Annotated in this window: 13 protein-coding genes; all 13 read left to right on the top strand. The window is 41.7% G+C overall.

What is annotated here, in order from left to right:
- The first annotated feature begins 161 nt into the window (after positions 1 to 161).
- The 13 genes from rpsB to BO18_RS29390 all read left to right on the top strand — a co-directional run bounded on the left by rpsB (position 162) and on the right by BO18_RS29390 (position 12,213).
- Positions 162 to 914, top strand: a complete 753-nt coding sequence (gene rpsB / locus BO18_RS29450; RefSeq protein WP_034452278.1) for a 30S ribosomal protein S2 — start codon at positions 162 to 164, stop codon at positions 912 to 914.
- Positions 915 to 960: 46 nt separating this feature from the next.
- The gene (tsf, locus tag BO18_RS29445) at positions 961 to 1,914 is read left to right on the top strand and encodes a translation elongation factor Ts (RefSeq protein ID WP_034452276.1); all 954 of its coding nucleotides are present in this window, start codon (positions 961 to 963) and stop codon (positions 1,912 to 1,914) included.
- Between the two features lie 146 nt (positions 1,915 to 2,060).
- Positions 2,061 to 2,798 (top strand): septum site-determining protein MinC, encoded by a 738-nt coding sequence (minC, locus tag BO18_RS29440; protein ID WP_051689298.1) that lies wholly within the window; start codon positions 2,061 to 2,063, stop codon positions 2,796 to 2,798.
- A gap of 24 nt (positions 2,799 to 2,822) precedes the next feature.
- Positions 2,823 to 3,602 (top strand): septum site-determining protein MinD, encoded by a 780-nt coding sequence (minD, locus tag BO18_RS29435; RefSeq protein ID WP_034452274.1) that lies wholly within the window; start codon positions 2,823 to 2,825, stop codon positions 3,600 to 3,602.
- A gap of 18 nt (positions 3,603 to 3,620) precedes the next feature.
- Positions 3,621 to 3,899, top strand: a complete 279-nt coding sequence (gene minE / locus BO18_RS29430) for a cell division topological specificity factor MinE (RefSeq protein ID WP_034452272.1) — start codon at positions 3,621 to 3,623, stop codon at positions 3,897 to 3,899.
- A gap of 1 nt (position 3,900) precedes the next feature.
- On the top strand, positions 3,901 to 6,303 hold the full coding sequence (locus BO18_RS29425; RefSeq protein WP_034452271.1) for a cation-translocating P-type ATPase: 2,403 nt from the start codon (positions 3,901 to 3,903) through the stop codon (positions 6,301 to 6,303).
- A gap of 40 nt (positions 6,304 to 6,343) precedes the next feature.
- Entirely contained in the window at positions 6,344 to 6,787 is a 444-nt protein-coding gene (locus BO18_RS29420; RefSeq protein ID WP_034452270.1) for a MarR family winged helix-turn-helix transcriptional regulator, read from the top strand.
- A gap of 133 nt (positions 6,788 to 6,920) precedes the next feature.
- Entirely contained in the window at positions 6,921 to 7,226 is a 306-nt protein-coding gene (locus BO18_RS29415; RefSeq protein ID WP_242856624.1) for a metal-sensing transcriptional repressor, read from the top strand.
- A gap of 40 nt (positions 7,227 to 7,266) precedes the next feature.
- A complete protein-coding gene (locus BO18_RS29410) occupies positions 7,267 to 9,195 on the top strand; it encodes an NADH-quinone oxidoreductase subunit 5 family protein (RefSeq protein ID WP_051689297.1) in 1,929 nt (642 codons plus the stop codon).
- Positions 9,195 to 10,064 (top strand): respiratory chain complex I subunit 1 family protein, encoded by an 870-nt coding sequence (locus tag BO18_RS29405; protein WP_034452268.1) that lies wholly within the window; start codon positions 9,195 to 9,197, stop codon positions 10,062 to 10,064. The genes BO18_RS29410 and BO18_RS29405 overlap by 1 nt, the downstream gene beginning before the upstream one ends.
- 21 nt (positions 10,065 to 10,085) lie before the next feature.
- Positions 10,086 to 10,787, top strand: a complete 702-nt coding sequence (locus tag BO18_RS36370; protein ID WP_034452266.1) for an NADH-quinone oxidoreductase subunit B family protein — start codon at positions 10,086 to 10,088, stop codon at positions 10,785 to 10,787.
- Positions 10,787 to 11,119 carry an NADH-quinone oxidoreductase subunit C gene (locus BO18_RS29395; RefSeq protein ID WP_034452264.1) on the top strand — a complete coding sequence of 111 codons (333 nt, stop codon included), beginning with the start codon at positions 10,787 to 10,789 and terminating at the stop codon, positions 11,117 to 11,119. The genes BO18_RS36370 and BO18_RS29395 overlap by 1 nt, the downstream gene beginning before the upstream one ends.
- A 14-nt stretch (positions 11,120 to 11,133) precedes the next feature.
- Positions 11,134 to 12,213 (top strand): hydrogenase large subunit, encoded by a 1,080-nt coding sequence (locus BO18_RS29390; RefSeq protein WP_034452263.1) that lies wholly within the window; start codon positions 11,134 to 11,136, stop codon positions 12,211 to 12,213.
- Positions 12,214 to 12,215: the final 2 nt, after the last annotated feature.

Raw genomic sequence — 12,215 nt, 5'->3', positions numbered from 1 at the left:
TTAGAACTTGCAGCAGTAACATAAAAAGCACGTGTGCCTGATTCCAGATCCGGTGTCAGTAAACTCTGATCAGATTTGGAGCCTGCCGGTTAGGATAACGCAACTTTTCGGAATTACAGGTGGAGGACATACGGAAGATCAAACCAAACGGAGGTATTAAAATGAGCGTTGTATCAATGAAGCAGTTACTTGAGGCAGGTGTACACTTTGGACACCAGACAAGAAGATGGAACCCTAAAATGGCTCCTTACATCTTCACAGAGAGAAACGGAATCCACATCATCGACCTTCAGAAGTCAGTTGTAAAGGTTGACGAGGCTTACAAGGCAGTTTTTGAGATTGCACAGCAGGGTGGAACAATCCTTTTCGTTGGAACAAAGAAGCAGGCTCAGGACGCAGTTAAGACTGAGGCTGAGCGTTGCGGAATGTACTATGTAAATGAGAGATGGCTCGGTGGAATGCTTACAAACTTCAAGACAATCCAGAGCAGAATCGCTAGAATGAAGACTATCGAGAAGATGCAGGAAGACGGAACATTTGATGTTCTTCCTAAGAAGGAAGTTGCTCAGCTTAAGAAGGAGCTTTCTAAGCTTCAGGCAAACCTTGGCGGAATCAGAGATATGAAGAGAATTCCTGATGCTATCTTTGTTGTAGATCCTAAGAAGGAGAGAATCTGCATTCAGGAGGCTGAGTCTCTTGGAATCACTCTTATCGGTATCGGTGATACAAACTGTGATCCTGAGGAGCTTGACTTCATCATTCCTGGTAACGATGATGCTATCAGAGCAGTAAAGCTTATCGTTGGCAAGATGGCTGATGCAGTTATCGAGGCTAACCAGGGCGCTGAGTCAGACGCAGCTGCAGATTACGTTGCAGAGGGTGCTGAGGAAGCAGCTGAGACAGTTGAGGCTTAATTCTCTAAGTTGTAAATCGAATATAAAACCTACGGAGGAAATATAAATGGCTATTACAGCAGCAATGGTAAAAGAGTTACGTGAGTCAACAGGCGCTGGAATGATGGAGTGCAAGAAGGCTCTTACAGAGACTAACGGAGATATGGATCAGGCCGTTGAGTACCTTAGAAAGAACGGTATCATGAAGGCTGAGAAGAAGGCTAGCAGAATCGCAGCTGAGGGTCTTACAAGAGTCGCTGTTAAGGATGATCAGACAGCAGCTGTTGTTGAGGTTAACTCAGAGACAGACTTCGTTGCACAGAACGAGAAGTTCCAGTCATTCGTTGAGGCAGTTGCTACTCAGGCTGTTAACTCAGATGCTAAGGATCTTGATTCATTCATGGCTGAGAAGTGGAATCTTGATGAGTCTAAGACTGTTAACGAGGCTCTTATCGAGATCACAGCAGTTATTTCAGAGAAGCTCAGCATCAGAAGATTTGAGAAGGTTGTTGCTTCAAACGGTATTGTTGTTCCTTACACACATGGCGGCGGAAGAATTTCAGTTATCGTAGAGGCTGAGACAGACGTTGTTAATGATGAGATCAAGGATGCAGTTAAGAATGTAGCTATGCAGGTTGCAGCTCTTAATCCTAAGTTCGTTTCTTCTGAGGATATTTCAGAGGAGTACAGAAACCACGAGAAGGAGATCCTCCTTGCTCAGGCTATGAAGGAGAACGACGAGCTTCCAGAGGGTAAGAGAAAGCCTCAGGAGATCATCGAGAAGATGCTTATCGGTCGTCTTAACAAGGAGTTCAAAGAGATCTGCCTTAATGAGCAGGTTTATGTTAAGGCTGAGGATGGCAAGCAGTCAGTTTCTCAGTACCTTGCACAGGTTGGTAAGGCTAACAATGCTAACCTCAAGATCAAGAGATTTGTTCGTTTCGAGACTGGCGAAGGTATCGAGAAGAAGAACGAGAACTTTGCTGAGGAAGTTGCTAAGCAGGCAGGCGGACTTAACTAATTATAGTATGCTAATTTATGGAGCTTTGGACATGTGCCAAGGCTCCATTTTTTTATGGAAATTTTAAGGTAAATGTCATATACTAATACATGGTGTGTTTTGGAAAACGATACACACAAGATGTATGATAAAGGTTGGGTGATCTATTGGAACAGGCAGTTACTATCAAAGGAACTAAATCAGGTATCATACTGGTTTTGGATCCATCTATTTCTTTTGATTCATTATCAGCTTCAATTGCAGAGAAGTTTAAAGAGAATGCGTCTTTTCTTGGAAAGCATACCTTTGGACTGGTGATAAGAGGCAGAAGTCTGTCTGCAGAGGAGACTGATCAGGTGATCGATATCATCCAGAATAATTCCTATCTGACCATTGGCTGTGTGATTGACGATGAATCTTCTCTTGAAAAGGGATTTAAAAGAGCGCTTAGTTCTGAACCGGAACAAGATACTTCTGTTTTGGAGGAGAGTATTTTAACACCTGACGGAGATTTGGCGTTGATCTACAGAGGTAATCTCAGGTCCGGGCAGGATATTTCCAGCGAGAGAAGCATTATTGTTCTTGGAGATGTAAAACCCGGAGCAAACGTTACTTCCTATGGCAGCATTTTTATTCTTGGTGAACTTCGTGGCAATGCCTTTGCCGGAGCTCAGGGCGATAGGAACGCTGTGATAATGGCTCTTGATCTTAATCCTATTCAGGTGAGAATTGCTGATGCTATAGCTATTTCACCTGATGCAGAAAAAGGTGCTAAATTAAAGGTCAAAAAGAAGAGGATCCTTGCTACTAATGATAATGAACCTGAAGTTGCCTACATTGAGAACGACCATATTGTAAAAACTGGATATGGTGCGTCATTTTTAAGACAGTTTTACAAGATTTAAGTATTTTGATTTAGGAGGATATTAATGGGAGAAGTAATAGTAATTACCTCAGGTAAGGGTGGCGTTGGTAAGACAACAACTACTGCTAACCTTGGTACTGGACTTGCTAAACTGAATAAGAAGGTTGTTTTGGTTGATACTGATATAGGTCTTCGTAACCTTGATGTGGTTATGGGACTGGAGAACAGGATTGTCTATAATCTTGTTGATGTAGTAGAAGGCAATTGCAGAAAGAATCAGGCTATGATCAAGGATAAGAAATATGAAAACTTGTATCTTCTTCCTGCTGCCCAGACAAGAGATAAGACAAGTGTAACTCCTGAGCAGATGAAGCAGCTTACAGATGAGCTTAAACAGGAATTTGATTATGTTATTCTTGATTGTCCTGCAGGAATCGAGCAGGGCTTCATGAATGCCATTGCAGGCGCTGACAGAGCTCTTATTGTTACTACACCTGAGGTTTCAGCTGTACGTGATGCTGACAGGATCATTGGTCTTCTTGAATCCAGAGAGATCAAGAACCATCAGCTTATTGTTAACAGACTTCGTCCTGACATGATCAAGAGAGGCGATATGATGTCAGCTGCTGATGTAGTGGATATTCTTGCAGTTGAGCTTATCGGACAGATTCCTGATGATGAGAATATTGTCGTTTCAACTAATAATGGTGAGCCTTTAGTTGGTGATAACTCACTTGCCGGACAGGCATATATGAATATCTGCCGTCGTGTAACAGGAGAGAACGTACCTTTCCTTGATCTTGATTCTAAGAAAGGCATTTTTTCCTGGTTTAAGAAAAAGTGATAGGAGGCTGATTGCAATATGAAGATCACAGATTTTTTTAAGAAGAAATCATCAAGCGATGTTGCTAAGGACCGCCTAAAGCTTGTTCTTGTTTCTGACAGAGCCAGCTGCTCTCCTGAGGTTATGCAGAGAATTAGAAGTGACATCATAGAAGTCCTTTCCAAGTACGCAGAGATTGATATGGAGGGCATTGATATCAACATCACTCAGGTTGATACTGAGGATAACAGTGGAAAGACTGTTCCGGCTCTTTATGCAAATATTCCAATCAAGAAGATGAATCACACTGCTAAATAATATGGATAACACTAATTTGTCCCTTTCTTCCGAGGAGGCTCAAAAGCTTCTTCTGGAAGGAAAGGGTAACACCCAAATTGATAATATCGGTAAGACCAACTGGGATATCATAAAGGAGAATATCTTTACATATTTTAACCTGATATTCTTTATAATGGCTGTGCTGCTTGTTATTTCAGGAGCCTGGAATTCACTTACATTCCTCCCGGTTGTTATTTGTAATGCTCTTATCGGTATTTTTCAGGGCATAAAAGCCAAAAATATACTGGACAGGCTAAAGGTTCTTCACCAGACTACTGCCACTGTAATCCGAGATGGACAGGAGAAACTGGTACCTATTGATAAGCTTGTTCTTGGCGATGTAGTAGTTTTTTCTTCAGGGAATCAGATATGCGCTGATGCTGTTGTTATAGATGGTGAAATTGCTGTAAATGAGTCCCTTCTGACCGGTGAAGCTGATGAGATCATTAAGACTTCCGGTTCAGAGCTTATGTCCGGTAGCTTTGTTGTTTCCGGAAAATGTCTTGCCAGACTTACTAAAGTAGGTCAGGATTCCTATATTTCACAGCTTATGCTCAGGGCTAAGAAGATGCCCTCAGCTGAGCAGTCTGAGATGGTAAAGTCCATTAACAAAATAGTTGCTTTTGCCGGACTTATTATTATTCCTGTGGGAATATGTCTTTTTGTTCAGAGCGTTTTTATTCAGGGGAATTCTTTTGCCGAGAGCATTCCCTCAATGGTTGCTGCGCTTATAGGCATGATTCCTGAAGGTTTATACCTTCTTCTTAGTATTACTCTTGGACTTAGTACAATTAGACTTGCCAAAGAAAAGGTTATGCTCCATGACATGAGGAGTATAGAAACTCTGGCAAGAGTAGATACTATTTGTGTGGATAAGACCGGAACAATAACTGATAACAGTATGCTTGTGGCAGATGCTGTATTGGCTGACGGTACAGAAGATCCGGAAGTTTTTGATTACTATGTGAATCTTATAGCTGATTATATTGGGTGTGTTCCGGATGATAACATAACCATGCATGCTCTGGAGGATTATTTCCCCATAAGAAACAGTAGGACATGCGTTTCATTCCGTTCCTTCTCGTCCAAGTACAAATACAGCGCTGTTCAGTTTACGGATGGCTCTTACGTCATGGGGGCACCTGAGTTTATTCTTCAGGATAGATATGAAGCATATAAGGATGTGATTGATTCTTACGCCGGAAGAGGCCTTAGGGTTCTTTGTTTTGCTTCTTATTATGGCGGAGCAGATGGAAAAGAGATTATTGATGAATATTCTGATAATCTATCGGTGGAACTTCCGGATGGAGAACTTAAAGGGGCTGTTACCAAACCTCTTGTCTTTATTTTGTTACAGAATCCTGTAAGGGAAGCAGCACCTTCTACCTTTGCTTACTTTAAGAAACAGGGGGTAGATGTAAAGGTTATTTCCGGAGATAATCCGAGAACTGTTTCCGAAGTTGCCAAGAAGGCAGGTATTGATAATGCCGACAGATATGTTGATGCCAGCACCCTTGAGGACGAAGATATAAGAGATGCTGCTCGGAAATATACTGTATTTGGCAGAGTTTCTCCTGAGCAGAAGCAGAAGATAGTAAGAGCACTGAAAAGAGATGGCCATACTGTTGCCATGACCGGCGATGGTGTTAATGATATTCTGGCAATGAAGGATGCTGACTGTTCTATTGCTATGGCAGCCGGATCTGATGCGGCTGTACAGGCTGCTCAGGTAGTCCTTATGGACAGTGATTTTTCCAAGATGCCAAAGATTGTTGCAGAGGGTAGAAGAAATATCAACAACATAGAGAGAACAGCAACATTGTTCCTTGTGAAAAATATCTTTTCCCTGCTGCTTGCTGTGTTCTCTATTATCAATGTACTTACTTACCCTTTACAACCATCGCAGATAACTATGGTTAGTCTCTTTAACATAGGCATACCTGGATTTTTCCTGGCAATGGAGCCTAATAATAAAAGGATAAAGGGACATTTCCTTGTTAAGGTCCTATTAAAGGCTATGCCAGCTGCGCTCACAGACTTTTTTGCGATAGCTGCTCTGGTTGTATTTGGCAATACCTTTGGGGTAGAGCCTACGGATGTTTCTGTTGCAGCAACATTTCTTTTAGCTATTGTTGGATTCATTATCCTGACCAATATATGTAACCCTGTAAATAAGTACAGACTTAGAGTTATTTTCGGGTGCATTGGCGGAATGATATTGGCAGCATTTATATTTAATGATCTGTTCTCTATTTCCTATGTATCAGTAGAATGTGTCATGCTATTTGTTCTTTTTGCAATTGCTACTGAGCCTTTTATGAGGTATCTGACCATTTTGTTTACTAATTTGGAAGAGAGGATGCAGCATAAAGCTAAATTGTGATATAATAAATAGCATAAAATTTATTTAATAGGAGATTGCTATGGAAAACAGTCAGGAAAAATATGAATCATTAAAGCTTGGCAATCAGCTTTGCTTCCCGCTTTATGCCTGTGCGAAGGAGATAATAAGGAAGTATAAGCCCTACCTTGATGATATCGATCTTACTTATACTCAGTACATTACCATGATGGTTCTTTGGGAGAAGAAGACAGTTAATGTTAAAACCTTGGGGGAGTGCCTTTATCTTGATTCAGGTACTCTTACTCCTGTGCTTAAAAAACTTGAGGCAAAGGGATATATTTCCAGAGTCAGATCCAGCGAGGATGAAAGGAATCTGGTGGTTTCTATTACCAAGTCCGGTGAGGCTTTGAAGGATAAGGCTATTAATATTCCAGCTGCCATGGGTTCTTGTGTAAGGCTTAGTCAGGAGGAGGCAAAGCTTCTTTATGACCTTTTATATAAGATTATTGGAAATGTTAGATAATCTTTATTGATTTTTTATCCTTTGAGAAATATAATGATATTCGGTCAGTTGTGCGTTTTTGGGGATTAATTATTTTTTTGCATTTAAAAGTCAAAAAATTAACAAAAAACGCACATTCTTTATGGAGGTTTTTATGAGTTCAAATCATCATGAACATCATGAACATCACCATGATCCTGAGCATATGAAGGCTATTGTTAACAGGCTTTCCAAGGCAATCGGTCACCTTGAATCAGTCAAGAAGATGGTTGAAGATGACAGGGATTGCGCAGAGGTTCTCGTTCAGTTGGCTGCTGTAAGATCCGCAATCAACAACTGCGGAAAAGAGATACTCAAGGAACACATGAGCCATTGCATTGTCCATGCAGTTCAGGACGGGGATGAACAGGCCATCATTGAACTCAATGAGGCCGTAGACAAATTTATGAAAAACTCATGAGCTATCTCATGAGAATTGTATGTGAAAGGGGCGAAAGACCTTGGCTATTCCTATTTTAAACGTAGTAAACTTTCTTATTCTGTTTCCCTTCATTATGGCAGTTCTGATCTTTATTCTTAAGAATGCCAGCCCATTCAGAAGTGCAGTGATCATTCTTGGCGGCTTTACAATTATGGCAGCTGCTATTTATGTTGCTGTGAATGTGCTTATGTCCGGAGACACTACACAGTTTGTGTATCTGGCGGAGACGCATATTCCTGACAAGATTGTAATAGGAGGAGAGATCTTCCTTATGTGTCTTGTTTGCTTCCTTAGTATCAAATACAAGAAGTATTATGCGATTCTCTTTTCACTTGCCGGAACAATTCCTGTTTTGTGGATGGATCTTACAGGACATGTTGTAGAGGGAAATACTCATATCAGAATTGATACCTTTGCAGCAGTTATGTATCTGATTGTAGGTATTGTAGGTATTCTTATCTGCATCTACGCTTCAGGTTACATGAAGGATTATCATCATCATCACACAGATGTGGATGACAGATCTAATTACTTCCTTGCACTTATGTTTGTATTCCTTGGAGCAATGTTTGGACTGATCTCATCAGACTCTCTTGGTTGGATCTATTTCTTCTGGGAGATCACATCAGTATGCTCATTCCTTATGATCGGTTATACAAGAACTCAGGAGGCTGTAGACAATTCCTTCAGAGCTCTTTGGATGAACCTTCTTGGCGGATGCGGATTCGCAGCAGGCCTTATGATCTGCAATATGGGTCTTGGCATTTCTAACCTTAGCCAGGTTACTGCCGGTGGAAACGAGCTTGTTATTGTTCCAGTTACACTTTTTGCTTTTGCTGCACTTACAAAGAGTGCTCAGTTCCCATTTTCACGCTGGCTCCTTGGAGCCATGGTTGCACCAACTCCTTCCAGTGCGTTGCTTCACTCAGCTACAATGGTTAAGATTGGTGTCTACATGCTGATCAGAGTTGCACCTATCATGTATGGAACTCTTACAGGTGTCATGATCACAGTCATCGGTGGATTTACATTCTTTGCAGCATCACTTCTGGCTATTACTGTTAGTGATGGTAAGAAGGTTCTTGCTTATTCAACAATTTCAAACCTTGGACTTATCACAGCCTGCGCAGGAACAGGTACTACAGAGGGTGTATGGGCAGCTGTTATGCTGGTTCTTTTCCATGCTGTATCAAAGTCACTCCTGTTTCAGACTGTAGGTGATATTGAGAACTGTATGCACAGCCGTGATATTGAGGATATGCACGGACTTATCATTAAGCTTCCAAGACTTGCATTCATCATGATCATTGGTATCTGTGGAATGTTCATGGCACCTTTTGGAATGCTTGTATCAAAGTGGGCTGCTCTTAAGTCCTTCGTTGATTCAGGTTCTGTATGGCTTGTTCTTTTCCTTGTATTTGGATCAGGTAGCACATTGTTCTACTGGGCAAAATGGCTTGGAAAGATCTGTGCAGTTATTCACCAGTCCTTTGAGCTGGAGGATATCACACCTAGAAGTGAGCTGGTTTCTATTTTCCCTCTTACTTCACTGATCATCATCATGTGTTTTGCATTCCCATGGATGTCAGGAACTATGATCCAGCCTATTCTTGATGAGGCTTTCCATACCAATATTCCTGATGTTATCGGTGGATCTGATGTTATTATCATGATGATCATGGTAGCTATGGTATTTATGATCCCTATTGGTTCAAGATTCCTGTCAATTGGTAAGAATTCAAAGATGACAATGTCTTATGTAGCCGGTGTAAATGCTGGTGATGACAGGCATTACATTGATTCTTTCGGTAAGGAGAGAGCACTTTATATGTCTAACTGGTACATGGAAGAGTTCTTCGGTGAGAAGAAGCTCCTGTGGCCATGTATCTGGGTGGCTGCTGTCCTTGTGGCAGTAATGCTCATCATTGTTGTAGGAGGTGCTATCTGATGGATTATACTTTCATAATTAAGGCAATAGCATATATAGTTCTTGCTCCGATTATCGGAGGACTTTTGTCTGGAACAGACAGACTTTTCGCTGCTCGAATGCAGGGAAGACAGGGCCCACCAATCATTCAGCCCTTCTATGATGTAAATAAGCTTCTTCATAAACAGACCACCGTTGTTAACTCAATCCAGGTGCTGTTTGTGACAGGTTACCTTATCATGACAGTATTCACCGGATGCCTTTTCTTTGCCGGTGGAGATATGCTCCTTGTTTTCTTCGCCCTTTCTATGTCAGAGGTACTTATGGTTATGGCTGCTTTCTCAACCAATGGACCTTACAGTATCATGGGCGCACAACGTGAGCTGTTACAGATGATGTGCTATGAGCCAATGACTCTTTTAGTAGCTATTGGATTTTACTATGCACAGGGAAGTTTCATGGTAAATGACCTTATTAAGGCTTCTTCACCTGCAATACTTCAGCTTCCCGGATTCTTTATCGGATTTGTATTTATACTGATCATTAAGCTTCGCAAATCACCTTTTGATCTTAGTACTTCACATCATATGCATCAGGAGATGGTTAAGGGACTTACAACAGATCTTTCAGGTAACAACCTGGCTTTTGTTGAGATCGCAGAGTGGTATGATACAGTGCTTATGATGGGTATCGTTGGAATGTTCTTCATTACAGCAGATCCTATAAGCCGTATCTGGGCTATAATTGCATGCGTTGTTGTATTCTTCCTTGAGACACTTATTGATAATATCTTCCCACGAGTAAAATACATCACAATGCTCAAGGTTACATGGGCTGTTATCCTTGTATTTGCGGGAACTAATCTGTTAATTCTTAACGTATTAAAATAAGAATAGAAGGGAATAAGATCAATGAACATTGCAAAATCACCTTGGGTGTTACATTATGATGGATCCAGCTGTAACGGCTGTGATATAGAAGTTCTTGCTACCATGACTCCCATGTATGACGTGGAGAGATTTGGTATCATCAATACCGGTAATCCTAAACATGCGGATGTGCTTCTTTTAACTGGAGGTATCAATGCTCAGACAGCTCCAGTTGTTAGACAGCTCTACAACATGATGCCTGATCCAAAGGTAGTTGTTGCCTGCGGAATCTGCGCATGTGACGGCGGTATTTTTAAAGAATGTTACAACATCTTAGGAGGAGCAGACAAGGTTGTTCCAGTAGATGTTTATGTACCTGGATGTGCTGTAAGACCTGAAGCGCTTATTGAGGGCGTTGTAAAGGCTGTTGGCATTCTCGAGGAGAAGAGAAAGAAACTGAAGGCTTCCATGAAGGCCGGCTACTGTACTGTAGATTACAGCAAGATGGCTATTCATATGACTGCTGATGATTACGATCCAAGTAACCAGTATGATGCAGTTCTTACAGAAGAAGCACTTCGTCAGCAGGCAGAAGAGAAGATCAAGGCTTCTGCGAAACCAGCTGCACCGGCTCCTAAGCCCGCAGCTAAAGCTGCAGCACCTGCTCAGGCGGCTCAGGCACCAAAGCCAGCTGCTCCGGCAGCTCCAGCAGCTGATAATTCTGAGAAAGGAGATAAGGCTTAATGAATACTGAATTTATAAGTGTTAATCCAGAGAGCGTTATAGACGAATCTCAGAAGCTTAAATTTGCCGGATATCATCTTATTCAGCAGTGCGCTACAAGAGTTCCTGATGCCTACGAGCTTATTTATACCTTCGGAAAAGAGCTTGAGATGAAGAATCTTAAGATCGTACTTCCAGAGGATCAGGAAATCTCAAGTATTACAAGCATTTTCCCTTGCGCATTCATCTATGAAAATGAGATGCACGATCTTTTCGGTGTGCAGATCAAGATGATCAATATTGACTATGAAGGCAAGCTCTATCGTACAGCGATCGAGACACCATTTAAATAATTGGAGGAACCTAAATGTCTACTAGAAGTGTAATTCCATTTGGACCCCAGCATCCGGTTCTTCCGGAACCTATTCACCTTGACCTTGTTATGGAAGATGAGAAGGTAGTTGAAGCTATCCCTTCCATCGGATTCATCCACAGAGGTCTTGAGAAGCTGGTTGATAAAAAAGATTTTAATGAAATGGTCTATGTTGCAGAGCGTATCTGCGGTATCTGCTCTCTTGGTCATGGACTTGGTTATAGTGAAGCTGTTGAGCACATCATGGATATTGATGTTCCTTCAAGAGCTAAGTATTTAAGAACAATCTGGTCAGAGCTTTCAAGAATACATTCACATCTTCTCTGGCTTGGACTTCTTGCTGATGCTTTCGGCTTTGAGTCTCTTTACATGGAGTGCTGGAGACTTAGAGAAGATGCCCTTGATATGTTCGAGGCTTCCACCGGCGGCCGTGTTATCTTCTCAGTTATGAAAGTTGGCGGAATCAGAAGAGATGTTTCTGATGAGATGCTTAAGGACTTCTACCAGAGGATCAACAGAATGGAAGAAGAACTTAAGGTTATTGCTAAGCCTTTCCTTAACGATATGGCTGTACAGACAAGACTTCGTGGTGTTGGTGTACTTACAGCTGCAGAGGCTGATGAGCTTGGATGCGCAGGTCCTTTCCTTAGAGCCAGCGGAATCGCAAGAGATATCAGAACTACCGGTTATTGTGCATATGGTGATGTTGATTTTGAGCCTATCATCAGCACAGAGGGTGATTCCTATGCTCGTACCGAGTGCCGTATAAAAGAGATCTTCCAGGCCTTTGACATTATTCGTCAGTGTATCGACAAGATGCCTGCAGGTGATATCGATGTCCCTGTTAAGGGTATGCCAAACGGCGAGTATGTAATGAGAATAGAGCAGCCTCGTGGAGAAGCTATCTATTACGTAAAGGCTAACGGAACCAAGTTCATAGACAGAATGAGAGTCCGCACTCCCACATTTGCTAACCTTTCAGGCCTTGTTGAGACACTTAAGGGTTGTGATCTGGCTGACGTGCCGATCTTAGTTCTTACAATTGATCCATGTATCAGCTGTACAGAGAGATAATT

This window comes from Butyrivibrio sp. AE2032 (assembly GCF_000702965.1).
This window is presented reverse-complemented; position numbering and strand designations above follow the sequence as displayed.